The sequence below is a fragment of the Plantactinospora sp. CA-294935 genome (assembly GCF_050936445.1).
Classification (GTDB): domain Bacteria; phylum Actinomycetota; class Actinomycetes; order Mycobacteriales; family Micromonosporaceae; genus Plantactinospora.
On the sequence record NZ_JBNJMU010000001.1, the window covers coordinates 606,794 to 628,047 of the forward strand.

Here is a 21,254-nt window from a genome sequence, read left to right on the forward strand (position 1 = left end):
GTGTCGGCCGGAGCCTGTGCCACGGCGGCCCCAGCCCGGTTGATCTGCTCGGTCACGGGTTCGACAGCTCCTTCATCTCGGTGATCGCCGGTACGGCCATCGGGTCCAGGCCATGCGCCAGCGCCAGGTAGATCGAGGCGAAGTCGGGCACAGCGGTCAGCGAGGCGAGCCGCTCCAGCGCGGATCCGCCCTCGGCGGTCACCACGTCGCAGCGCACCCCGCGCCGCTCGGCGAGGGTCTGCACGGCCTCGGCCCGCCGCTCCTCCACCACCAGCGGCTCGTCGGTGTCGTCGTCGGCGTTCAGGCCGCCGTCGCGGAGCAGCACCAGCCGCAGCCGGGTGCCGGTCGCCTCCTCCTCCGGATCGGCGAAGATGTCCCGGCTGGACTCGCCGAGCCCGCCGAACACGCCGTCGAGCAGGCCGACCCGGCCCCGCCCCGCCTCGCCGAGCGCGCCGGCCACCACCGGGTAGCGGGCGTTCGCCGAGAGGGTGTCGCCGAACCGCCGGGCCGCGACCGTGGCCAGCGGCGACGAACCCCAGACGATCGGCACCGAGCCGGCCAGGCCCAGCGCCAGCGACTTGGCCGGGTTGACGAAGGACTCGGCCGACGGGCGGCACCGGTCGGCCTCCGCGTCCAGCCGGGCCGCCGTCTCGGCCAGGTCCGCCTCGTTCACCTTGACCAGGCCGAGCGCGCGGGCGGCGAGCAGTACCGGCACGGTGAGCGCCCAGAGGCTGGCCCGGGCCGGCGCCCGGCGGGGCACCGGGACGAACGGTGCCCGGGCGCCCTCGGCCACCGACTGGAGCTGCGAGTCCGGCGCACCGACCGCGACCAGCCGGGCCCCGCGCCGGGCGGCGGCCTCGGCCGCGCCGAGCGCCTCGGGGCTGCGGCCGGAGGCGCTGACCGCGATGACCACGTCCGCCGCGCCCACCCAGCCGGGCACCCCGGCGCTGCGGTGCTGGATCACCGGGACCGGGCAGCGTGGGCCGGCGACGGTGGCCAGCACCTCACCGGTACGCGCGGCGGTGCCGATGCCGGCGATCACGACCGCCCGGGGGCGCCCCTCGTCGGCCAGCACCCCGAGGTTGGCCTCGGCGGCCAGCGCGGCGGACTCCCGCACCTGGGCACCGGCCGCAGCGGTGTGCCGGAGCATCCCGCCGGGATCGTTCTTGTCCATCGCGGCGACGTCGTCGAGCAGCGCCTCGTCGGGGACCGGGCGACCGCGCAAACCGGCCGTACCGTCCATCATCGCTGGTCCGCGGTGCCGCCGGGGGTCGCGTCCGAGTCGGCCACCGGGCCGCCACGCGCCTCGTCCAGCAGCAGCACCGGCACGTCGTCGCGCACCTCGAAGATCCGCGCGCACTCGGTGCAGGTCAGGGTCTGCGCCGCCGGATCGTAGTCCAGCGGTGCGTGATGGGTGTCCGGGCAGGCCAGGATCTCCAGCAACTGCGGGTCGAGGGCCACCGTGCGGCTCCTTCCACTCCTCGTGCGGTAGGTCGGGTACGGCGGGTCTCCGACCAGCGCGATGGATCTTATCGGCGAACCAGTCCGAGCACCTCGTCGCGGAGTGCCACCATCCGGTCCGGGGTGGGCGCCTCGACGTTCAGCCGGAGCAGCGGCTCGGTGTTGGACGGGCGCAGGTTGACCCAGGCGCCGTCGGGGAAGCGCAGGGTGAGCCCGTCCAGCTCGTCGGCCTCGGCGTCCGGGTAGGCCGACCGGACCTCGGCGACCTTGGCCCGCTGGTCCGGTACCGTCGAGTTGATCTCGCCGGAGGCGGCGTACCGCTGGTACGCCCGGGCCAGGTCGGAGAGCGGGCCGCCCTGCTCGCCGAGCGCCGCCAGCAGGTGCATCGCGGCGAGCATCCCGGTGTCGGCGAACCAGAAGTCCCGGAAGTAGTAGTGCGCCGAGTGCTCGCCGCCGAAGGCCGCGTTGGTGCGGGCCATGTCGGCCTTGATGAAGGAGTGCCCGACCCGGCTGCGCACCGGCTCGCCGCCGTGCTCCCGGACGATCTCCGGCACCGCGCTCGACGTGATCAGGTTGTGGATGATCGCCGCGCCGGGATGCTTGGCCAGCTCGCGTACCGCCACCAGGGCGGTGATCGCCGACGGCGAGACCGGTTCGCCCCGCTCGTCGACCACGAAGCAGCGGTCCGCGTCGCCGTCGAAGGCGAGCCCGAGGTCGGCACCGTGCTCGCGTACGGCCGCCTGGAGGTCGACCAGGTTCGCCGGGTCCAGCGGGTTGGCCTCGTGGTTGGGGAACGAGCCGTCGAGTTCGAAGTAGAGCGGCACGATCGAAAGCGGCAGCGCCGGCAGGACGGCGTCGCCGAGCACGGCCGGTACGGTGTACCCGCCCATGCCGTTGCCCGCGTCGATCACGACCTTGAGCGGGCGGATCCCGGTCAGGTCGACCAGGGTGCGCAGGTGGGCGGCGTACGCGGGCAGCAGGTCCCGGTGCTCGATCGGCGGCAGCGGCTCGTCCGCCGGCCGCGTCTCGCCCTTGTCCAGCAGCGCCTGGGCCCAGTCGCGCAGCTCGGCCAGCCCGGTGTCCTGGCCGATCGGCTTGGCCCCGGACCGGCACATCTTGATGCCGTTGTAGGCGGCCGGGTTGTGGCTGGCGGTGAACATCGCGCCGGGCAGGCCGAGGCTGCCGGAGGCGTAGTAGAGCAGGTCGGTGCTGCCGAGCCCGAGGTGGAGCACGCCGAGCCCCTCGGAGCGGACCCCCTCGGTGAAGGCGGCGGCGAGGCCCGGCGACGAGTCCCGCATGTCGTGGGCGACGGCTACGGTCCCGGCCGGCTCCCCGGAGGTACGGAGAAGCTGCGCGAAGGCCGCCCCCAACGCCTCGGCGGCCCGCTCGTCCCACTGGTCGGGAACGGTGCCCCGGACGTCGTACGCCTTGACGATAGCGGACAAATCAGACAAGATCTCGCCCCTCAGCCGGACACTCGGTCAACGGCCTGAGCGTATCGGAGCCGGACGGCACGCCCCGCCCCAAGGCGATCTGCCGGCGGCGAACAGGTGCCGTCCGCCCGGCTCGGCGTGCCGTGGCGACCCCGACACGCCCACCGAACAGGTGCCGTCCGCCCGGCTCGGCATGCCCTGGCGACCCCGACACGCCCGGCCGGACGGCGGTCCGGCTACTGGTGGGGCCGCCGGGCCGGCGGCAGGATCAGGGTGGCGTCCGGTCCGCCGGCCGAGGGCTGCTCCGGAGGTACGGTTCCGTCCGGTCGGGGCGGCGCGGCACCCGGCTGGGCCGGCGGCACGTCGCCGGGGGCCACGGAGCCAGGCCGGGCCGGGGCGTGCGGCGGCGTTGTGTGCGGCGGGACCGTCCCGGGCTGCCGGGGCGGCGTCGTTCCGGCCGGGCGCGGCGACGTCGACCCGGCGGCGGGCAGGATCAGCGTCTGGTCGCCCACCACCGGCGGTACCCCCGGCCGCCCGCCGCGCTCCGGCCCGACCCCGTCGACCGGCCCGGCACCGGGCAACGGTCCGGCCGGGCTGACCTGCCCGGCGCCGGGCATCCCCGCACCGCTGCGGAAGACCGGACCCACCGGCGCGATCCGGACCGTCGGGTCCGCGCCGGCCGGGCTGGCCTGCCCGGCGCCGGGCATCCCCGCACCGCTACGGAAGACCGGACCCACCGGCGCGATCCGGGAGGTCGGGTCCGCGCCGGCCGGCGGGATCCGGCTGGTCGGCTCCGCACCGAGCAGGACGATCCGGGCGGTCGGATCCGCACCGGCCGCCGACGCACCGGCCGCTCGGCGCCGCTCCGCCCGGCCCCGCCGGATCAGCAGCACCATCAGGGCGATCCCGATCCCGACCATCACCACGCCGACCACCATCACCATGCCGCCCAGCCCGAGCGACGACCCGCCGGACTCGTCGGCGGCGACCGGCTGCGTCGGCAGGGCGGCGGGCACGTCCTGGGTCGCCTCCGCGGCCGGCTCCTCGGTGGCCTGCGCGGTCGCCGACGGGATCACCAAGGCGGGGGTACGCGCCGAATCCGGGGCCTTCCCGGTCCGGCCGGTCATCCGGGCCGAGTCGGTGTCCCGGCCGAGCAGCCGGCCGCCCGCCGTGTACGCCTCGGCCAGCAGGGTCACCCGGCCCGCGGGCGTACCTCCGGCCAGGTTCACCCGGTACCGGCTCGACACGCTCTTCCTCGCGCAGAGGTCGGGCTTGTCCGGTGCGGTCCGGTCCGTGACGACCAGCCCGCTCGCCGCGTCCGATACCGACACCGGACGCCAGCCACCGTCGGCGGCGACCCGCACCTCCACGCGGTCGGCGGTCAGTCCCGGCAGGTGTACCGCGAGCACGGTACGCACGCTGACGCAGCCGCCGCTGCGCATCGAGACGTTCACCGTCACCGACCCCGGCGAGCCGCCCGCGCTGATCGAGTTCGGCGCACGGACGCGTACCGACTCGCCCTCGGCCACGGCCGGGGCGGCAGCGAGTGACACCGTCGTGCCGACCAGCAGGCCAACGGTTCCCAGCCAGGTCGCGCCACGCCGTACCGACATGATCACCCCGCTCGTCGCAGTCCAAGATCCGGGCACAGGCTACCGCTGGACCGGCAGCCGCCTTCTCTCATGCCCGGTCCACGCCGCGTCGAATCCTCCGGCCTGGCCGGAAGTAACCTTCCTGCGACCAGAAGCGACCGGACGCCCCCGCCGTTACACCCCGGCGAATTTGCGTAGTTCGGCCCGACAGAGCCGGTCGGCCTGCCGGGTCGTCTCCGGCAACCGGTAGCGCGGGGTCAGCCGGAGCACCTGGGCGCAGGCGTTGTCCAGGTCCATCCGGTGCCCGACCGAGACGAAGACCGGTTTGACGCCGTCCTGGGTACGCAGCACCCGGCCGACCTGCTCCGTGCCGTCGACCAGCGGCGCCCAGGACCCGCGCCGCCGCTCCGGCCCGGCCCAGGTCCCGACCAGCGGGGTCTTGCCGACCCCGATCGCCGGACGGTCGGTGAGCACGCCCAGGTGGCAGGCGAGCCCGAACCGGCGCGGGTGGGCGAGCCCGTGCCCGTCGCAGACCAGCAGCTCCGGCTCGACGGTCAGCCGGGCGAGCGCGGTGAGCAGAGCGGGCAGCTCCCGGAAGGCGAACAGCCCGGGTACGTAGTCGAAGGCGGCCCGGCCGGTGGCCACCGCCGTGTCGAGTACGGCCAGGGTGGTCGGGTCCAGCACGGTCACCGCGGCGGCGAGCCGGTCACCGTCCTCGGCGTACGCCACGTCGAGCCCGGCCACCGTGCGGGGGGCGGTCGGCCCCGGCCCGGCCAGGTCCACCAGCGGGCGCAGCCGGTCCTGCACCGCCTCCGCCTCGGCGACCGTGCCCGGTCTCTCGATCGTGGCGGAGACGAGGGACAGCTCCGGCGGTGGGGCTACCACTCGATCCCGCTCAGCACCATCACCCGGGGCTCGGTGTAGTCCTCCATCGCGCTGCGTACCCCCTCCCGGCCGACGCCGCTGCCCTTCACCCCGCCGTACGGCATCTGGTCCGCCCGGTACGACGGCACATCGCCGACGATCACGCCACCGACCCGGAGCGTCCGGTACGCGGCGAACGCGGTCTGGAGACTGTGCGTGAAGATCCCGGCCTGCAACCCGTACGCCGAGTCGTTGACGGCGGCGAACGCGGCCGCGTCGTCCGGCACCGGTGCCACCACCAGGACCGGTCCGAAGACCTCCTCGGTGTTGACCCGGGACTGCGGCGGCACCCCGGTCAGCACCGTCGGGGTGTAGTTCGGGCCCTCGCGACGACCGCCCAGCTCGACGGTGGCCCCGGCCGCGACCGCCTCGTCGACCCAGCTCTCCACGCGCCGGGCGGCGGCCTCGTCGATCAGCGGCCCGACGTCGGTCGCCTCGTCGGCCGGATCTCCGGTACGCAGCGCGGCGACCGCCGCGACCAGCCGGGGCAGGAAGCCGTCGAGCAGCCACTCGTGCACGAAGACCCGCTGCACCGCGATGCAGCTCTGCCCGGCCTGGTAGTTGCCGAAGGCGGCGATCCGCCGCGCGGCGTGGTCGAAGTCGTCGGCGCTGGCCCAGTCCGCGCAGACCACCGCGGCGGCGTTGCCGCCCAGCTCCAGCGTGACGTGCTTGCCCGGCACCGCCTGCCGGATCGCCGCGCCGACCGGCCCGGAACCGGTGAACGACACCACCGGCAGCCGGGGATCCCGGACCAGTTCACCGGCCCGGTCGTTCGGCAGCGGCAGTACCGAGCACATCCCGACCGGCAGGCCGCTCCCCGGCCCGTCCGGCTCGGTCACCTCGGCCAGCAGTTCGCCGAGGAGCAGCGCGGTCAGCGGGGTCGCCGGGGCCGGCTTGACCACGATCGGCGCCCCGACCGCGAGCGCGGGGGCGACCTTGTGGGCGACCAGGTTCAGCGGGAAGTTGAACGGCGTGATGCCGAGCACCGGCCCCCGGGGCAGCCGGCGTACCAGGGCGATCCTGCCCTCCCCGGTCGGCTCGGTGTCCAGCCGCTGCATCTCGCCGGACCAGCGCCGGGCCTCCTCGGCGCCCCACCGGAAGGTGGCGACCGCGCGGGCCACCTCGGCCCTCGCCCATCTGACCGGCTTGCCGCTCTCGGCGGTGATCAGCCGGGCGACCTCCTCGGCCCGCTCGGCGAGCCGGTGCGACACGTGGTCCAGGGCTCCGGCCCGGACGTGTGCCGGTAGCGCGGCGGCCCGGTCGGCCACCTCGGCGGCGGCGACCACCGCCGCCTCGATCTGGTCCGGGTCGGCGTGGCTGGTCCGGCCGATCTCGCGACCGTCGTACGGATGCCGGACCACGAGCGGATCGGCGCCCCGGGCCGGCCGGCCGGCAAGGAGGAACGGCACGGATTCCACGCCCGGCAGCCTAGCGCTCCGTTACCGGCCGACGGGTCACCGCTCGCCGTCTCCCTCGCCTGGCACGCTGCTCAGGTGGCCGACGGGTCACGGCACGCCGTCTCCCTCATCCGGTGCGGTGCTCAGGTAGTCGTGCAGCCGGCTGGACCCTTCGAGCATCGCGGTGGCCCGCTCGGTCAGCTCCAGCCGGCGGCGCGCCACGGCGGCCCGGAGCGCGGCCGTACTCCCGGTGCGGTGGAGACCGTCGAGGATCGGCCGGATCTGCGGCAGCAGGTAGCGGCTCCGCCGGAGCATGCTGATCATCTGGGCGTCCCGGATCTCGGCCGGGCCGAACCGGCGGTACCCGGTGCCCCGCTCCCGCTCCGGTGTCAGTAGCCCGGCGGCCTCCCAGACCCGCAGCGCCGACGTACGCACGCCCAGCCGGGCCGCCAACTCGCCGATCCGCAGCGTCAGCCGGGGCATTGCCGACTCGGTCTCCTGCTCGGCGACCGCCTCCAGCGCCGCAGCGGTCTCGGCGAGCGAGCGGCGCTCCTCGTGCAGCCCGGCATGGCTGGCGTCGACCAGCGCGAGGGCGGACGGCAGGTCCCCGGCGTGCACCGCGTGCATGATCGAGCGAGCGGTCTCCCAGCCGTACCCCCGGGCCAGCGCCCGGTAGGTCAGCAGCGCCCGGCGGTGCCGCTGGTCGAACTGGCGGTATCCCGAGGCGCTCCGGGGCGCCGGTGGCAGGACCCCGGCGTCGAGATAGTTGCGCACCTGCTGGGTGGAGATGCCGGCCAGCCGGGCCAGATCGACGGGACGCAGTCTCCGCTCCGGCCGGTTCACCGCGCCGTCCCGCCGCCCCGAGTCGGGACCGCCGAGTTGAGGGTTGTCAGGCGCATCCGCCCAGGATAAGCCCGACTCTCGCCGCAACCCTCAAGGTGGCTCGGAGCGGCGTTGCAGGATCAGGTGCCCGGCCGCCTGGCTACTCGCCGACAGTGCCGTCGAGTAGTTCCCGGGCGATGTCGAGGTGGCCGACGTGCCGGGCGTACTCCTGGAACAGGTGGAAGAGGATGCGGCCGAGCGACGGCGCCTGCGCGGCGGTGCGGAACCGCCCGCCGAGCCGGGCCGGCTCGGCCAGGTCGGCGGAGGCGGCCAGGGCCCGGGACCGGCGTACCTCGTCGTGGTAGGTCGCCAGCACGTCCTCGACGGACTCGTCGGCCGGTACCCGCCACTCCGCCTCGTCGTCCTCGGACGGGTACGCCAGCACGTCCTCGGCGGCGAACCCCCAGCGCATCCACCGCCGCTCCACCCAGCCGAGATGCTTGACCAGTCCGAGCGGCGACCAACCGAGCGGCTCGACCGGGGCGCGGAGTTCCGGCTCGGTGAGCCCGTCGAGCTTGCGCAGCAACGCCTCCCGGTACCAGTCCAGGTAGCGCAGCAGCAGTTCGTGCGGGTCGGAGACGTCGACCGGCGGATCGTCGAGGGTCGCCGGCCGGCGTTCGGGCGATGCGGACATGCCGGCGAGGCTAGCCTGAGTGATTCATGGGCCTTGTTCCACGAACGCGATCGAGAGTGGCAACGACCGTATCCGCAAAGCCGTCCGGGCTCATGGGCATCTCCCGAACGAGTGGGCATCTCCCGAACGAGCAGGCGACGCGGCACGTGCTGGTGGGCGGGAACCTTGGAGATGTTGGCAGCGTCGCAGTGGGGAATCACTCTTCGAAGGAGGATCGGGTGGCGCGACGATACCTGGTGGCCGTCCTGTTTCTGCTGACACCGGCCTTGGCAGCCGCAGGCTGCTCGGACGGCGCCCCGCCCACCGCCGGGCCGGTCACGGGTGCGTCGTCGGGCACGCCGAGTCCGAGCCATTCATTGCTGGCGAAGGTGCCCGAAGGCGGCACGCTGGGAGTCATCGTCACTCTGCAGTGGCCGGGCGGTCAGACTCCCCCGCCATCGGACGACGAACGCCGGTTGCGGGCCGTCGCCCAGGCGCAGGACGAACTCATCCGGGCACTGAAGCCCTACGACGGCGCCAAGGTGCAGACGCGGTTCCGGCTCTTTCCGCAACTCACGATGGTGGTTGATCGGCAGGCGTTGGCCTTCCTGCTCACCTCCCCGCTGGTGAAGTCGGTCGGCGAAAACGGCCGCAAACACACGACCGGTGCCCTTCGCCTCCAGACGCAACAGGTCAGTTGACCCTGGCATGTGGCTTTGACACCGGAGCAGCGGACGGACCGGAACCCACCACCGGACCCTGGAAATCCCGTGCGTCGGGACCGGCATTCCGGCTAACCTGCCCCCGTGGCCAGTCCTGCCGCTTCGGCGTACCCCGACCTCTCCGGTCGGCTGGTGCCCTCGCCCGGGTCGTCCCCGGCCCTGGACCGACGGCGTTTGGTGGCTCGTTCCCGAGCCCGCCGAGGCCGCCTGAGCTGACCAGCCCTGTTCACGACCGGCGGACCGATCCGCCGGTACTTCCGGTACGTCGATCAGTCCGCTCCGCCCGATCGGTCCGGCAACGGATCGGAGCGAGAGAGACGTACCTGGGATGAATCTCGAAAGTCTGCTCACCGACCGGCTGGCGCGGTCGTTCGCGGCCGTGGCCGGCGGCCCGGTGGATCCGGTGGTCCGGCGCTCCCGGCACGCCGACTTCCAGGCCGAGGCGGCGCTGTCGCTGGCCCGCCGGCTCGGCCGGGCGCCCCGGGAGATCGCCGCCGAGGTGGTCGAGCGGGCCGCGCTGGCCGACCTCTGCTCGTCGGTGGCGGTCTCCGGACCCGGATTCGTCAACCTGACGGTGGCGGAGGACCTGCTCGGCACGCTGCTGTCGAGGATGGCCGCCGATCCCCGGCTCGGCGTGCCGACCGCGACCACCCCGGAGACGGTGGTGGTGGACTACTCGGCGCCGAACGTGGCCAAGGAGATGCACGTCGGCCACCTCCGGTCGACCGTCATCGGCGACGCCACCGCCCGGCTACTGGAATGGCTCGGGCACCGGGTCGTCCGGGCCAACCACCTGGGTGACTGGGGTACCCCGTTCGGGATGCTGATCGAGCACCTGGCCGACCTCGGTGAGTCCACCGCCGCCGAGGAGCTGTCGATCGGTGACCTGGACTCGTTCTACAAGGGTGCCCGGGCCAAGTTCGACGCCGACCAGGCGTTCCGGCGGCGGGCCCGGGAGCGGGTGGTCGCGCTCCAGGGCGGGGACGAGTCGACGCTGCGGCTGTGGCGGCTGCTGGTCGCCGAGTCGGAGTCGTACTTCCTGGCCGTCTACGACCGGCTCGACGTGCTGCTGACCCGGGCGGACTTCGTCGGCGAGAGCCACTACAACCCGATGCTCGGCCCGGTCACCGACGAACTGGACCAGCTCGGCCTGCTCGTCGAAAGCGGCGACGCGGCCTGCGCCTTCCCGCCCGGCTTCCCCGGCCGGGACGGCGAGCCGGTGCCGCTCATCGTGCGCAAGCGGGACGGCGGGTACGGCTACGCCGCCACCGACCTTGCCGCGCTCCGGTACCGGACCCGGGAACTCGGCGCCACCCGGCTGCTCTACGTCGTCGGTGTGCCGCAGCGGCAGCACTTCGAGATGGTGTACGCGGTCGCCCGGCAGGCGGGCTGGCTGCGACCACCGACCCGGGCCGAACACGTTGGCTTCGGGCTGGTCCTCGGCCCGGACGGCCGGAAGTTGGCCAGCCGGGCCGGCGACTCGGTGAAGCTGGTGGACCTGCTCGACGAGGCGGTGGCCCGGGCGGCGGCGCTGGCCCGGCAGAAGAACCCGAACCTCGAAACCGCTGCGGCAGCCGAGCTGGGCCGGGCGATCGGCATCGGAGCGGTGAAGTATGCCGACCTCTCCGCCGACCGGACCCGGGACTACGTCTTCGACTGGGACCGAATGCTCGCCCTGTCCGGCAACACCGCCCCGTACCTCCAGTACGCGCACGCGCGGATCCGCTCCATCTTCCGGCGGGCCGGCCGGACGGCGCCGCAGGACGGCGTACCAATGAACCTTTTTCAACCTCCCCTCGCGGTCCGTCGGAGGGCGAGGTCGGACGCGGTGTGTGAGCGCCGCGCGGTTCAGGTTGAAAAAGGTTCAATCTCGATCGTCGAGCCGGCCGAACGCGCGCTCGCGCTCGAACTGCTCGACTTCGGCGCGGTCGTCGGCGCCGTGGAACGGACCCTGGAGTTCCACCGCCTGGCCGGTCACCTGTACGCGGTAGCGGTCGCGTTCAGCGGCTTCTTCGAGCAGTGTCCGGTGCTCCGGGCCGAGCCGGCCGTCCGGGAGAGCCGGCTCGTCCTCTGCGACCTCACCGCCCGGGTACTCCGGCAGGGCCTGCACCTGCTTGGCATCGCCGCCCCGGAGAGGATGTGACGTCGGCCGCCGGGGCCGTCCGTCCCACCGCTCCACTGCAGTGGCGGGACGGGCCCGGTCCGCCGTCGCGGATCAGCGGCGGTGGCGGTTACGGGCGCGCAGCTCGGTCATCAGCTCCCGCCACCGCCGGGGAATGCCGATGTCGAAGTACTCCGACTTGAGAGTGATGATCTTCACTTCCCGGTCGCTGAGCAGGGACTTCATCGCGGAGTGCAACTCGGCCAGGAAGGCCGTTTCACCGAGCCGCTGGATGCTGCCGGGCTCGATGTCGACGTTCCACTGCATCAGCCCGTAGGTGCGGACCCGCACCGCGCCGCCGGCCGAGACACCTTCGCCCTCGATGGCGTTGAGCTCCAGCTCGTACTGTCGTCGGTACGGATCGTCGCTGGGCCGCTCCGCGTCGGCGAGTTCGTCGGAGCTGAGCCCCTGGGACACCCGGTAGGCCTCGGACCGCGCCCGATGGTAGGCCACCCAGGTGGTCAGCCCCAGGCGGCCGAGCTGGTGGCTGAGGTGCTCCTCGTCGTACTGGTCGAAGGCGCCGGGCGCGAAGGTGATTTCCACGTCGTGGTAATTGGAGACGCGTGCCCGGATGCGCTCGTCCGGGGAGTCCACCGTGACGACCATGTTGTCGAGGTACTCACCGATGGAGGGCATGCCGCTCCTTTCCTGGGCGAGGGTGTGGCGATTTTCGTGGGCAAGGGTGTGGCGGCGCAACCATAACGGTCCTGAATCGGTGATTCGACCGGTTGGTGCGCTGTGGTAGACAAAGCTCCATGCTCTCGCCACGTCGGGTCGTCGTGCCGCTCGCCGCGCTCGTGATCGGGGCCGCCCTGGTCCCGCCCCCTCCGGCGTACGGCGGGGAGATCGACCTCGACGTGTTCGCGGGCACCGGAACGGCCGGCTCGACCGGGGACGCCGGTCCGGCCTCGGCGGCCTCGCTCGACCATCCGGGCGGCGTGGCGGTGGCCGCCGACGGCACCGTCTACATCAGCGACGGCGGCAACCGTCGGGTCCGGGCGGTCGCCCCGGACGGCACCATCTCGACCGTCGCCGGCACCGGTCGGGCCGGCACCCCGGGCACAGCGGTGCCCGACGGGACCTCCGGCACGGACGTGGACCTGGCGTTGCCGCAGAGCCTGGCGATCGGCCCCGACAATGCGCTCTACGTCGCCGACCCCGGTCTGGCCCGGGTGTTCCGGCTCACCCCGGACGGCCGGATGTCGGTGCTCGCCGGCACCGGCGTGCCGGGGCCGATCGGCGACGGAGGGCCCGCACCGCGGGCGTCCTTCGGTCAGCTCGGCGGCCTCGCCGTGGCACCCGACGGCACCGTCTACATCGGAGACGTCCGCAACCACCGCGTCCGGGCGGTCGCGCCGGACGGCACCATCGACACCGTGGCGGGAAACGGGAACAGCCAGCTCACCGCCGCCGGCGGAGCCGCCACCGCGATCCCGGTGCCGAGCCCGGGGAGCCTGGCGGTGGACGCCGGAGGCGTCGTCTGGATCGCCGACGGGCTCGTGGTGCACCGGCTGCACGGCGGGCAACTCGGCACGGTCACGCTGCCGGACCAGCCCGACGGCGCCAGGTGGGAGCTTTCCGAGGCGGCGAGCTGGCCGCCGCCGGAGGCACCGCTGAACAACATCGCCGCGATCACCGCCGTCGGTGACCAGGTCTACGTCCTCGACCAGTCGGCCCGGACGCTCCTGCGGCTCGGCACCGGTGCCGGCCTCGACACCGTCGCCGCGCTCGACGCGGCCGAGGGTCCGGTGCTCGGACCGGTCGCGGTGGCCGCCTCCGGCGTCGGCTACCTCGTCGACAACGCCGGCCACCGGGTGTACTCGTTCCGCCCGGCCCCGCCCGGTTCGGAGAGTCCGGAAGCCGGATCGTCGGTGCCGTGGTGGCCGTTCGCGGCCGCCGCCGCCGTCCTCGTCGTGATCGCCGGCTGGCTGATAAGACGACGACGAGCCCGCTGAGTGGGTCCGGCGTCCGCCGCGCGACCCACCCGGGCCGCCGGCCTGGTCCGAAATATCACAGCAGCAGCCGAAGGAGCCTTGATGGCAGAGATCGTCGGTGGGGACCTGTACCACCTCTGGCGAGTGTCCGACGTGCACCTTCCGCGGATCGCGGACGTCTACTACGACGCCAGCCGCGCCCTCGGCGGCGCGACCGGCGACGACGGTGGCGGGTTCCGGGCCAACACCCCGACCGGGCCGGGCGGCACCATCATGTCCAGTGCCGGAGCGGCAGCCTGGGGCGCCCTCCGGGACGAGATGCAACGGATGTACACCCAGACCGGCGGGACGGTCCTCAACGCGGCCGAGGCGCTCCGGATGGCCCGGCAGGCGTACGTCGACGCCGACATGGCCAGCGCCGACGCCCTGTCGCAGTACCTGGCCGACCCGGCGAACCACGACCCGAACAACCCGGCGTCGAACCCGCCCGCCGAGGGCGCCGACGACCACCCCGGCGAGCCCTACCAGGGCTGACCCGGACAACCGCAGACCTCGACCTGGAAGCCGACGGCCCGCACGGGGGCAGTTGAAGGAGCGTCAGCAGTGAGCAGCCAAGTTGACACGCCCGCCGACCTGGCCGGCGGGACGTACAAGGGCACGGTCCGGGAGAAGGCCGCCCAACTGAAGCAGGAACTGATCCGGCAGACGCTCGACGACATCGAGTCCTGGCGTAAGGCCGTGGACCTCGAATGGGCGCAGACCCACCCCGAGTCTCCGCACTCGCCGATCCCGCCGGAGGAGATCGAGGGATACCGGAACACCGTCCGCAACGAGTACTACGAGTGGGTCGAGCCGGCCTTCGAGAAGTACCTGGAGCCCGACCCGGACGCCATCAACGGGATGATCACGGCGCTGCGTACGATCGAAAGTTCGTTCGAGGGCAGCCAGGACGACGCGGGCAACTTCAGCGGTGCCAGCCCGGCGCTGTCCCGGATCAACGACGTCCGCACCGACATGAGCCAGTGGCAGGGCGACCTCCAGGTCAACTTCATCGACAACTTCCTCACCCCGTTGCAGACCGCGTCGGTCAACCAGGCCGCCGTCGCGAAGGTCGTACGCGAGCAGCTCGAATGCAACAAGATCCTCTACATCCGGTACCGCAAGGGCATACTCGACCTGCTCGACAAGTCGATCCAGGCGGTGCAGACCCTCAACAACGGCAAGGACCCGAAGAGCTTCACCTGGGGAACCCTGGTCGGGATCGCGGCCGGTACCGCCCTGACGATCGGTACGGGCGGCATCGCGGTCGCCGGCGCTGTGCTGATCATGGGCAGCACCATCTCCCAGGGCCTGGTCCCCGATCCGCCGAAGACCAACGAGCTGAGCGCCCCGACGGCGCAGGAAGTCGCCGTCAAGGTCTCCGAGGCCATGTCCAAGATGGACGGCGACATGATCGAGGAGGAGCGGAAGGTCGAGCAGGCGCTGAAGAACCTCCTCGACGCCATCGGGGACGCCCGCACCGGGACGGGTCCACTCACCGTGCCGGAGCCCGCGATCAGCTCCGCCCGACCCGGCGAGATCACCGACGGCTCGCTGCGCCCGCACGACTGACCGAGACGAGGTAGGTCGGCGCCACCGGCAGGCGCCGCGCCACGCTGGGGCCCGCTCCGGTTCACCGGAGGGGAAGACGGCGAACCGGAGCAGGCCGGTCGGGTGACGAGGCGGTCAGCGGCGGCGGGGAACCCAGTAGAGAATCTGGCCGGTAATCAGCGCCGGATGCATGTCGGGTAGCGCTTCCAGGGCCCGGGCAAGGTGAGCGGCGAGGTACATCATCAGTCCCACCCGGTCACCCCGGAAGCCGATCAGCAGGGACAGCCGTGCCGGTGCGCAGGGCCAGGGGTCGGAGCAGGTCCGGCAGTGGTACGCCTGCGCCGGGAGGTGCCGGCCGGGCGGGTACTGGCGTTGCCTCCGCCGCATGGCGCGGTACCAACGCTCCTGGGGCCCGATCACCGGTCACACCCGTTCACCGTGCCGGGCACGCGCAGCCTGTGCCGGGGTCAGTGCCCCCGCACGGCCGTTTCCCAGGTAGGGGCGGGTCGGCGCATCCCAGGTGGGACGGCGGTTGTTCGCCCGGAACCGGACCGGCGAGGGCAGTGCGTCCCGGCCCAATGGCACCGGAGCTTCAGTGCGGAGAGCGGTCCGGTACGCCGCGCCGGTCAACGACGGCACCGTCGGCGCGTACGGCATCGGCACCAGGTCCACCGAGTCCGGGCACCGCCAGCGGAGGCCGCACCGGCAATACCGCCAGAACCGACGCCAGTTCCGGTGATGATACGGCTTCGTCCCGCGACCGAGTCTCATGCTGTCTCCCATCGGTGGAATTGGCCGAGGCGGCGTCTCGGTCTACTCGTTCCGGGCGCCGCACCCGTCGGCATTTCCGTCCCTGCCAAGTGGGCGAAAACAGAGCGGAATTGCCTTGTTCCACCTTGGACGTACAGGCCCTACGCTGGGAACACGTCACGCGTCTATGGATGACGCTGGCAGATTTCCGGGGCGCGTGAATGGCGTTGAAGAGCAGTGAGTAATTGATCTATCTTCTGGGGAATCCTGATGATCGAAGTACCGGAACCACTGGCCGCCTTCATCGTTGTCGAGATCCGCCGAGGAAGGCAGGCGGCCAAGATGACGCAGGAGGCGTTCGGGCGGGCGGCGAACTTTTCCGCCACCCACGTGAGTGCCGTCGAGTGATGCGGGAACAGTTGGCGCACCTGCTCAAACTGAGCACCACTCCGCTGGTGCAGATCCAGGTAGTACCTGCCAACGTCGGGTCGTACCCTGGACTCGGTGGGCCGTTCGTGTTGGCGACCCTGCCGACCAACGCAGACGTGGGCTACATCGACAATCAGTTGCGCGGGCAGGTGGTCGAGCAACCCGCCGACGTGTTGCAGTTGCGTCGGGCGTGGGACGCCATCCGGGGCGGCGCACTTGCAGTCCCGCAGTCAACCGAGTTGATCACGGAAGTGATGGAACAGCTATGAACCTAACCGGCGCCGAGTGGCGCAAGAGCACGCGCAGCAGCACGAACGGCGGAGACTGCGTCGAGGTCGCCCGCAACCTCCCCGACGTCGTCGCCGTACGAGACAGCAAGGACGTGACCGGCCCCGTGCTCGCCTTCGCGCCGACCGCCTGGCGCGCTTTCGTCGGCGAGGTCACCCACCGTCGTCCCTAGCACTGCCGACAGGGACACGACGAGTGCCCTGCCCCCGGACGAAACCGGGCGGTGGGGCGTCGCCGCTTGCACGTCCAGATGAGACGGTACGCGTACGGGTCAGGAGATCTCGGCGAGCATCCCCTCGCAGCTTCGTACCACGATCCGGGCGGCGCGGCGCTGGTCGACGCCGCGCAGCGGATCCTCGGCCAGGTCCTGCCAGCGGCGTACCGCCGCCGAGCCGCGCGCCCACAGCTCGTCCGCGGTGGCGTCGTGCTCGACGCCGAGCCGGGCCGCCAAACTCGCACCGTCCCCGCCGATCAGCCGGTTCGCCTCGGCCGACAGCTCGGGGTCGAACCGGAGCTGACCGCCGAGCAGCGCGGCCGAGAGCCGCAGCTCGCGGAACTCGTGCGCGCCGGCCAGCACCTGCTCCAGCCGGGCCAGCAGCTCCGTCGCGCCCGGTCGGGGCTCGGCCCGGAGCAGCGACTCCAGGGCCATCAGTACCGCCCGGGACTTGAGCACCGGGGCGCGGTCCACGAAATACCGGGTCATCGACTCGCGCAGCTCGGTCAGGCCACTGCGCCGGACCAGCTCGGCGGCGAGCCGGGCCCGGCTGTCGGAGCCGGTCCGGACCAGCGTGGCCGACAGGCGTACCCCGAAGATGCCGAGCCGGTCGAGGAGCCGGCGCCGGGTTTCCACGTCGAGCGGGATCGGGAGGTCGGCGGCGAGGAACCGGTCGGTGGAGAGCAGCAGCCGATCGGTTTCCGCCCGGGGCAGCCCGGCCAGCGCGGCGAGCGCGGCGTACTCCGACTCGCTCAGCATCCGGCCGGCGAGCGCGACGAGCCCGCCGAGCGCGACCACGCTCAGGCAGTGCGCGCTGACCCGGGGGTCGCGACGGTGCCGGCGGGCGAGCTGCCGGGCCGTGAGCAGCGCGTCGACCCTGCCGCCGGCGAGTTCGTCCACCCTGGACAGCACCAGGAGTACGTTCACCGGCGCGGCCCGGGCCACCGAGCCCGGCTGCGCCGTCTGGAACGGCCGCAGGTCGTCCCCGCTGCCGTCCCGGCTCAGATAGAGCACGGCGTCCGCCTCGCGGACGATCCGCTGCACGGTCGCCGCGCCGCCACCGGGACCGTCGACCAGTTCGGCGTCCCCACCGGCGGTCGGCCCCGCCCCGAGCGCCAGCCGCCCGTTGCCGGCCGGGGTCTCCTCGCCGGCCGTCCGGGTGTCGTCGGCCCGGTGGCTGACCGCCGGAGTGTCGATCAGTACGGCGTGCCGCAGCGCCCGGGTCGGCCACTGCACCACGATGTCGTCGACCTGGTCCCAGCGCCCGCCACCGAGGTCCACCCGCATCCCGCTGGCGGTACGGGTCACCGCGAGGTCCCGGGGCGCACCCCCGGTCGGGTACGCGGTGACCCGGGGCTCCGGTCCGTCCTCGTACCAGGTGAAGACCTGGCGGCCGTCGGCCACCTCGACCGGCGCGACCGCCTCGCCCATCACGGCGTTGACCAGCGTCGACTTGCCGGAACGCCACGGGCCGGCGACGGCGATCCGCAGCGGCTCCTCGAACCGGGCGAACTGCCGGTGCAACTCCTCCACCGCCCGGGGATCGTTGCCGTAGACCTCCAGCGCCTCGTGCACCAACCCCCAGGCCGCCTCGTCCAGCCGGCCGACCCGGCTCGCGCTCACGGCCCGGGCTCCAGTCCGGTGCGCCCGGTGCCGAGGGACTGCGCGCCGGTCAGCGCCTGGGCCTTCTCGTAGAGGTCGGCCAGCCGCTTCATCTCCAGTGCGAGCCGGCGCTGCCGCTGGTCGCGTTCGGCCGCATCCGCCTCGGCCGCCTGCTTGGCGCTCCGGAACGACCGTACGATGCCCTCCTGCAATTCCTCGGTCAGCCCGGTGAAGTGGTCCCGGAGCATCCGCTGCACCTGCCGGGCGGTGTCCTTGCAGTCCTTGCTCAGCCGGAGGAAGAAGTCGTCGACATGCCGCTGGGTTGCCGTCTTGACCGCCGCCTGCCGGCGTTTCAGCAGCGACTTTCCCTCGTCACGGACGCTCTTGCCGCCGAACAGCGCACCGGCGCCGAGCGAGATCGGGTTGATCAGCGGCATCCCGGCCAGCGTGGTGGCCAGGCCGAACATCAGCACGCCGCCGTACGAGCCGCGCAGCCCGGTGACCAGCTTCTGCGTCCGGGTGAACTTCTCCACGGTGGGCTGCTCCATGATCTGGATCCGGTCGCTGAGGTTCTCCGGTACCCGTACCGACCAACTCGGCAACGCGTCGAAGCCGTACCGGTCGAACTGGCTGGCGACCCGGTTGGCGATCCAGCCGCAGCGCTCGGCCAGCCACGCGTAGTTGGCCTCGGCCGCGTCGGTGAGGTTTTCGGTCAGCCACTCCTGGAAGGTGTCCCAGCCGGTCAGCGGGTCGGCCTTGTCGAACGCCTCGTCCACCTTGCGCAGGATCTGCCGGGTACGGTCGCGCAGGTCGTACTCGACGTCGGAGATCAGGTCGGCCATCTCGTCGTTCAGGGTGTTCTGCCAGCGCACCGAGCAGCGGCGCAGCTCGTCCACCTCGCGCTGGGCCGCGTGCAGTTTCGAGATCGGTCCGGACTGCTCGACGGCGGCCTCCTTCGACACCACCAGTTCGGCGCGGATCGGCGCCGCGAGTTGCTCGATGACGGTCCGGGCGCTCAGCGCCACCGCCGACCGGGCCAGCGCGTCGGCCTTGCCGGCCTGGTCGCGCTTGATCCTGTTGATCAGCTCGGGGAAGTGCGACTCGGCGTTGAGCTGCTTGTCGTTGCTCCGGGCGGCCTGCAACCGCAGTGTCGCGGAGACCGGGATCAGCGCCGCCGGTACGCCCGCGTCGGCCAGGTGCTGCCGGTTGCGCTCGACCACGGTACGCCAGTGCGGCACCATGTCGATCTTGCTCTGCACCACGGCCAGGTTGGCGTGCGACCGGGCGATGTGCAGCAGCAGGTTCAGCTCGGCGACCGAGAGTTCCCGGGTCACGTCCGAGACCAGCAGCACCAGGTCGGCCTGGCTCGGCGTCGCGGCCGGACTGATCGCCCGCCCCGGGTCGGTGCCGTCCGCTCCCGGCGTGTCGACGAGGACGAGTCCGGAGGCGAGCAACGCCCGGGGGATGCCGATCTCGGCGTGCTCCAGCCCACCGCCCGGCCGGCGCCCCACGGTCCCGCCACCGGTGACCGTACGCCCGCCGCCGGCCGGTCCGGCGGCGGCCGAGCCGGCCGGTAGGTCCCCGATCCCGCCGCTGCGACCGCTGATCCGGGCCACGATCTGCTCGATCGGCACGGCGAGCCGCTGTGCCGGGCCGGGTACTGCCGTGCCGGGACGCGCACCGGACACCGGTGCGTTGGCCGGACCCGCCGGGCCGGTCCGCTCCGGTGGCCCCTGCGGGGCACGTCGCCGGGGCGTCGGCCGCTCCGGATCCTGACCGTCCGCCGGCCGCCGCGCCGGCTGGTCCGGTGCCTGCGGCGGGCTCCAGACCAGGGCGGCGGTCGGCGTCTCGGCGTGCCCGACCACGGTCGGGATGGTGGTGCTGACCCCGTCTCCCACCGGGCAGACCGAGGCGTTGAGCAGCGCGTTGACGAGTTGACTCTTGCCCTGTTTGGGTTCGCCCACGATCAGCACCCGCAGCCTCGGGTCCAGCAGTTGGGCCCGCCGGAGCCGAAGCCACGAGATCAGGTCGCCCCGACCGTGCGCGCCGGAGACCCGCACGATCTCGTCGAGTACGTCAAGCCAGATGGGCGCCATCACCGCACCAAGTGTGCCGGTTGCGCCGGAATTATCAAGAGGACCGAAGGCCGGACCGTGGGACCACGGTCCGGCCTTCGGTGGGCCTCACGGACTTCCCGCGCTCAGAGAAGGTCGTCCGCGATTCCCAGGAGGCCGCCGGAGGTGGAGGCGTCTACTTCTCCGGCATGGCCGCTGTCACCGATGACACCCGAGGTGGTGTCACTGAGAGTGTTGCCGAGGCTGTCGGTCAGGCCGGTCACCGTCGAGGTGCTGTCGTCGAGTGCCGGCGTCCCGGTCGAGCTGAGCGGTTCGAGGTCCAGCGCGTCGCCGACCCCGGTCACCGTGTCGGTCACGCCACCGACGGTGTCGGTCACGCCGCCGACCGTGTCCGACACGCCGCGGACACCGAGCGAGTCGACCAGCCCGGTGACGTCGTCCAGCGTGCCCTGCACGGTGTCACCGGCGAAGTCGACCAGGCCGATCTGGCCGCCGTCCACGGTGTTCCCGACCGGGCCGTCGATGGTGCCGACCGCGCCGGTGCTGTCGGTGAGCACCGGGTCGACCACCTCGGAGTCGAGGGTGTCGGCGACGTCCACACCGGTCGGCACCAGCGGGTCGACCAGACCCAGCGGGTCGGAGAGCTGGTCGGTGCCGAGCCCCGGCAGCACGCCGTTGAGCGCGCCCGGCGCGACACTGATCGCGCCCAGCGTCGCCGCGTTGACGTCCGAACCCGGCGAGTGCGTGGAGACGCCGAGCTGCGTGGCGACGCTCTGCAACTGGCCGATGACGCCGCTCGGGTCGAGCTGGAACTGGCCGAGGCCCAGGTCGTCGCCGACCGGCGCCAGCGAGGTGAGGCCCTGGACCGGCGCGTAGTCCACCACCAGCGGCACCACGTCCTGGACGTCCGCAACGCTGATGTCGGCCAGTCCGGCGTCGCGCAGCGTCCCCTCCGGGTCGATCTCGAAGGCCGAGCGGGCGTCCGGATTGGTCAGCAGGTTCAGCACGAAGTCGTGCAGTGTCTGGGGCGAGCCCATGTGCCGGTCTCCTCGGTGCGGTCCCCGCCCGGTGCGGGGTCCGGTGCGGTGTCGTGGCGGCGACGGATCCGCGTCCGGTGGGAGCGGGCCCGTCTGCGGTGGCGCAGGTGGAGCCTCCGGCGGCGGCGCGCTGCGTTGCGCCGCCGCCGG

At 72.9% G+C, this 21,254-nt stretch carries 22 protein-coding genes and 1 pseudogene; 10 read left to right on the forward strand and 13 right to left on the reverse strand.

The window, feature by feature from the left end; translation table 11 throughout:
* Positions 1–52: 52 nt before the first annotated feature.
* The 8 genes from ACQEVC_RS02745 to ACQEVC_RS02780 form a co-directional block, all read right to left on the reverse strand.
* On the reverse strand, positions 53–1,246 hold the full coding sequence (locus ACQEVC_RS02745; RefSeq protein ID WP_432873023.1) for an SIS domain-containing protein: 1,194 nt from the start codon (positions 1,244–1,246) through the stop codon (positions 53–55).
* Positions 1,243–1,461 (reverse strand): Trm112 family protein, encoded by a 219-nt coding sequence (locus ACQEVC_RS02750; RefSeq protein WP_318402012.1) that lies wholly within the window; start codon positions 1,459–1,461, stop codon positions 1,243–1,245. The genes ACQEVC_RS02745 and ACQEVC_RS02750 overlap by 4 nt, the downstream gene beginning before the upstream one ends.
* 68 nt (positions 1,462–1,529) lie before the next feature.
* Positions 1,530–2,915, reverse strand: coding sequence for a phosphomannomutase/phosphoglucomutase (locus ACQEVC_RS02755; protein ID WP_432873025.1), 1,386 nt, complete (start codon positions 2,913–2,915; stop codon positions 1,530–1,532).
* A gap of 215 nt (positions 2,916–3,130) precedes the next feature.
* Entirely contained in the window at positions 3,131–4,507 is a 1,377-nt protein-coding gene (locus ACQEVC_RS02760; RefSeq protein WP_432873027.1) for a hypothetical protein, read from the reverse strand.
* A gap of 153 nt (positions 4,508–4,660) precedes the next feature.
* A complete protein-coding gene (gene nfi / locus ACQEVC_RS02765) occupies positions 4,661–5,371 on the reverse strand; it encodes a deoxyribonuclease V (protein ID WP_432873029.1) in 711 nt (236 codons plus the stop codon).
* The gene (locus ACQEVC_RS02770) at positions 5,365–6,828 is read right to left on the reverse strand and encodes an aldehyde dehydrogenase family protein (RefSeq protein ID WP_432873031.1); all 1,464 of its coding nucleotides are present in this window, start codon (positions 6,826–6,828) and stop codon (positions 5,365–5,367) included. Before ACQEVC_RS02770 ends, nfi begins: the two co-directional genes overlap by 7 nt.
* A gap of 87 nt (positions 6,829–6,915) precedes the next feature.
* Positions 6,916–7,650 carry a MerR family transcriptional regulator gene (locus tag ACQEVC_RS02775; RefSeq protein WP_432873033.1) on the reverse strand — a complete coding sequence of 245 codons (735 nt, stop codon included), beginning with the start codon at positions 7,648–7,650 and terminating at the stop codon, positions 6,916–6,918.
* 139 nt (positions 7,651–7,789) lie between these two features.
* Positions 7,790–8,323, reverse strand: coding sequence for a DinB family protein (locus tag ACQEVC_RS02780; protein ID WP_432873035.1), 534 nt, complete (start codon positions 8,321–8,323; stop codon positions 7,790–7,792).
* A gap of 34 nt (positions 8,324–8,357) precedes the next feature.
* Between ACQEVC_RS02780 and ACQEVC_RS02785 the strand changes: the two are divergent.
* The 3 genes and pseudogenes from ACQEVC_RS02785 to argS form a co-directional block, all read left to right on the forward strand.
* Positions 8,358–8,444 (forward strand): annotated as a pseudogene (locus tag ACQEVC_RS02785) (transposase); the annotation flags it as partial.
* Positions 8,445–8,541: 97 nt separating this feature from the next.
* Complete coding sequence (locus ACQEVC_RS02790) at positions 8,542–9,003, forward strand: hypothetical protein (RefSeq protein WP_432892080.1); 462 nt, start codon at positions 8,542–8,544, stop codon at positions 9,001–9,003.
* 349 nt (positions 9,004–9,352) lie between these two features.
* Positions 9,353–11,167 carry an arginine--tRNA ligase gene (argS, locus tag ACQEVC_RS02795; protein ID WP_432873037.1) on the forward strand — a complete coding sequence of 605 codons (1,815 nt, stop codon included), beginning with the start codon at positions 9,353–9,355 and terminating at the stop codon, positions 11,165–11,167.
* Between the two features lie 72 nt (positions 11,168–11,239).
* On the opposite strand, the gene ACQEVC_RS02800 is transcribed toward argS, so the two are convergent.
* Positions 11,240–11,821 (reverse strand): hypothetical protein, encoded by a 582-nt coding sequence (locus tag ACQEVC_RS02800; protein ID WP_432873038.1) that lies wholly within the window; start codon positions 11,819–11,821, stop codon positions 11,240–11,242.
* 119 nt (positions 11,822–11,940) lie between these two features.
* Here ACQEVC_RS02800 and ACQEVC_RS02805 point away from each other — a divergent pair, with 119 nt between their 5' ends.
* From ACQEVC_RS02805 to ACQEVC_RS02815, 3 genes are all read left to right on the forward strand, one after another.
* On the forward strand, positions 11,941–13,140 hold the full coding sequence (locus ACQEVC_RS02805; RefSeq protein WP_432873040.1) for a hypothetical protein: 1,200 nt from the start codon (positions 11,941–11,943) through the stop codon (positions 13,138–13,140).
* 81 nt (positions 13,141–13,221) lie between these two features.
* Positions 13,222–13,653, forward strand: a complete 432-nt coding sequence (locus ACQEVC_RS02810) for a type VII secretion target (protein WP_318401996.1) — start codon at positions 13,222–13,224, stop codon at positions 13,651–13,653.
* Positions 13,654–13,722: 69 nt separating this feature from the next.
* A complete protein-coding gene (locus tag ACQEVC_RS02815) occupies positions 13,723–14,730 on the forward strand; it encodes a hypothetical protein (RefSeq protein WP_432873042.1) in 1,008 nt (335 codons plus the stop codon).
* A gap of 114 nt (positions 14,731–14,844) precedes the next feature.
* Here the strand turns inward: ACQEVC_RS02815 and ACQEVC_RS02820 are convergent, their stop codons facing one another.
* The gene (locus ACQEVC_RS02820; protein ID WP_432873044.1) at positions 14,845–15,129 is read right to left on the reverse strand and encodes a flavin reductase; all 285 of its coding nucleotides are present in this window, start codon (positions 15,127–15,129) and stop codon (positions 14,845–14,847) included.
* A gap of 175 nt (positions 15,130–15,304) precedes the next feature.
* On the opposite strand from ACQEVC_RS02820, the gene ACQEVC_RS02825 reads away from it, so the two are divergent.
* The 4 genes from ACQEVC_RS02825 (at position 15,305) to ACQEVC_RS02840 (ending at position 16,348) form a co-directional block, all read left to right on the forward strand.
* Complete coding sequence (locus ACQEVC_RS02825) at positions 15,305–15,448, forward strand: hypothetical protein (RefSeq protein WP_432873046.1); 144 nt, start codon at positions 15,305–15,307, stop codon at positions 15,446–15,448.
* 281 nt (positions 15,449–15,729) lie between these two features.
* Positions 15,730–15,867 (forward strand): hypothetical protein, encoded by a 138-nt coding sequence (locus tag ACQEVC_RS02830; RefSeq protein ID WP_432873048.1) that lies wholly within the window; start codon positions 15,730–15,732, stop codon positions 15,865–15,867.
* The gene (locus tag ACQEVC_RS02835; RefSeq protein ID WP_432873050.1) at positions 15,867–16,157 is read left to right on the forward strand and encodes a Scr1 family TA system antitoxin-like transcriptional regulator; all 291 of its coding nucleotides are present in this window, start codon (positions 15,867–15,869) and stop codon (positions 16,155–16,157) included. Before ACQEVC_RS02830 ends, ACQEVC_RS02835 begins: the two co-directional genes overlap by 1 nt.
* The gene (locus tag ACQEVC_RS02840; RefSeq protein WP_432873052.1) at positions 16,154–16,348 is read left to right on the forward strand and encodes a DUF397 domain-containing protein; all 195 of its coding nucleotides are present in this window, start codon (positions 16,154–16,156) and stop codon (positions 16,346–16,348) included. Before ACQEVC_RS02835 ends, ACQEVC_RS02840 begins: the two co-directional genes overlap by 4 nt.
* Before the next feature lie 99 nt (positions 16,349–16,447).
* Here the strand turns inward: ACQEVC_RS02840 and ACQEVC_RS02845 are convergent, their stop codons facing one another.
* The 3 genes from ACQEVC_RS02845 to ACQEVC_RS02855 all read right to left on the reverse strand — a co-directional run bounded on the left by ACQEVC_RS02845 (position 16,448) and on the right by ACQEVC_RS02855 (position 21,104).
* Complete coding sequence (locus ACQEVC_RS02845; protein ID WP_432873054.1) at positions 16,448–18,013, reverse strand: hypothetical protein; 1,566 nt, start codon at positions 18,011–18,013, stop codon at positions 16,448–16,450.
* On the reverse strand, positions 18,010–20,088 hold the full coding sequence (locus ACQEVC_RS02850; RefSeq protein WP_432890975.1) for a GTP-binding protein: 2,079 nt from the start codon (positions 20,086–20,088) through the stop codon (positions 18,010–18,012). The genes ACQEVC_RS02845 and ACQEVC_RS02850 overlap by 4 nt, the downstream gene beginning before the upstream one ends.
* 104 nt (positions 20,089–20,192) lie before the next feature.
* Positions 20,193–21,104, reverse strand: a complete 912-nt coding sequence (locus tag ACQEVC_RS02855) for an IniB N-terminal domain-containing protein (RefSeq protein WP_432873056.1) — start codon at positions 21,102–21,104, stop codon at positions 20,193–20,195.
* Between the last annotated feature and the right edge of the window lie 150 nt (positions 21,105–21,254).

Coding starts and splice junctions, on each gene's coding strand:
- ACQEVC_RS02745 (WP_432873023.1), bottom strand. CDS start 1,246: ATGATGGACGGTACGGCCGGTTTGCGCGGTCGCCCGGTCCCCGACGAG.
- ACQEVC_RS02840 (WP_432873052.1), top strand. CDS start 16,154: ATGAACCTAACCGGCGCCGAGTGGCGCAAGAGCACGCGCAGCAGCACG.
- ACQEVC_RS02760 (WP_432873027.1), bottom strand. CDS start 4,507: ATGTCGGTACGGCGTGGCGCGACCTGGCTGGGAACCGTTGGCCTGCTG.
- ACQEVC_RS02810 (WP_318401996.1), top strand. CDS start 13,222: ATGGCAGAGATCGTCGGTGGGGACCTGTACCACCTCTGGCGAGTGTCC.
- argS (WP_432873037.1), top strand. CDS start 9,353: ATGAATCTCGAAAGTCTGCTCACCGACCGGCTGGCGCGGTCGTTCGCG.
- ACQEVC_RS02780 (WP_432873035.1), bottom strand. CDS start 8,323: ATGTCCGCATCGCCCGAACGCCGGCCGGCGACCCTCGACGATCCGCCG.
- ACQEVC_RS02800 (WP_432873038.1), bottom strand. CDS start 11,821: ATGCCCTCCATCGGTGAGTACCTCGACAACATGGTCGTCACGGTGGAC.
- ACQEVC_RS02835 (WP_432873050.1), top strand. CDS start 15,867: ATGCGGGAACAGTTGGCGCACCTGCTCAAACTGAGCACCACTCCGCTG.
- ACQEVC_RS02850 (WP_432890975.1), bottom strand. CDS start 20,088: ATGGCGCCCATCTGGCTTGACGTACTCGACGAGATCGTGCGGGTCTCC.
- ACQEVC_RS02830 (WP_432873048.1), top strand. CDS start 15,730: ATGATCGAAGTACCGGAACCACTGGCCGCCTTCATCGTTGTCGAGATC.
- ACQEVC_RS02855 (WP_432873056.1), bottom strand. CDS start 21,104: ATGGGCTCGCCCCAGACACTGCACGACTTCGTGCTGAACCTGCTGACC.
- ACQEVC_RS02805 (WP_432873040.1), top strand. CDS start 11,941: ATGCTCTCGCCACGTCGGGTCGTCGTGCCGCTCGCCGCGCTCGTGATC.